This is a genomic window from Paraburkholderia sp. NMBU_R16, assembly GCF_013282575.1.
GTDB lineage: Bacteria > Pseudomonadota > Gammaproteobacteria > Burkholderiales > Burkholderiaceae > Trinickia.
This window is the reverse complement of sequence record NZ_JAAAYE010000235.1, coordinates 1-910: the sequence shown is the minus strand read 5'-3', so window position 1 is coordinate 910 and position 910 is coordinate 1. Positions and strand designations below refer to the sequence as shown.

The following is a 910-nucleotide window of genomic DNA, read 5'->3' as shown; positions in this document are numbered from 1 at the left end:
GTGGCTCCAATACGCCGATCATCGAGTGGCCCGATTGTGCCGATCATGCACTGGCTCGATTACGGCGATCATCCGGTGGCTCGATTACGCCGATCCCGGAATGGCTCGAATATGCCGGTCAGTGACACCACCTACATCCCGACCGGCGAGGGATTTCTCTATCTGGCTGTGGTGCTCGATGTGTTCAGCCGCCGCGTTGTAGGCTGGGCGATGTCCAATCACCTGTACACGGAACTGATGCTGCGTGCGCTCGATATGGCGCTCGCGCAACGTCGCGCTCGCGGGGTCATTCTGCATTCCGATCAGGGCTGTCAATATACGTCGATTGCCTTCGGACGGCGCTGTCGCGAGGCGGGCGTGCAGCCGTCTATGGGCACCGCCGGCGATTGCTATGACAACGCGATGTGCGAATCCTTCTTCGGCACGCTTGAATCGGAGCTGCTCATGCGCGAGCGCTTCGATACACACGAACAGGCACGCGGGCGTCTGTTCTGGTTCCTCGAGGGCTGGTACAACCTGCGCCGCCTGCACAGCAGCATCGGCTACCGTTCACCGCTCGAATTCGAAGACGAGCACATGCAAAATAAAATCGTGTCCCCGTGCGGGTTGTCCACCACCGGGCGGCGTCGTGGTCGTGAAAGGCGACCCGCCGCCCGCCCGTGGACAACCCACGACTTACCGCTTAACGGAGGTTAAATCGCACATCGATCGCTACTGCAGATCTGTCCGTCGAAGCGGGGCAACTTCCGCCAGTGTGCCTCAGGCATGCCACGGTTGGGGCGAAACGATAGCGGCGTACCGCTTTTTCGATAACGAGAAGGTCCAGTGGCATGCGATTCTGGAGCCGCATTGGCAGCAGACGCAAAAGCGGATGCAAACGCATCGCGTCGTGCTCTGTCTTCAGGACACG

Annotated in this window: 2 pseudogenes; both read left to right on the top strand. The window is 60.3% G+C overall.

The window, feature by feature from the left end:
* Positions 1-82: 82 nt before the first annotated feature.
* Positions 83-576 (top strand): annotated as a pseudogene (locus tag GWC77_RS28035) (IS3 family transposase); the annotation flags it as partial.
* A gap of 169 nt (positions 577-745) precedes the next feature.
* Positions 746-910 (top strand): annotated as a pseudogene (locus GWC77_RS29880) (transposase DNA-binding-containing protein); the annotation flags it as partial.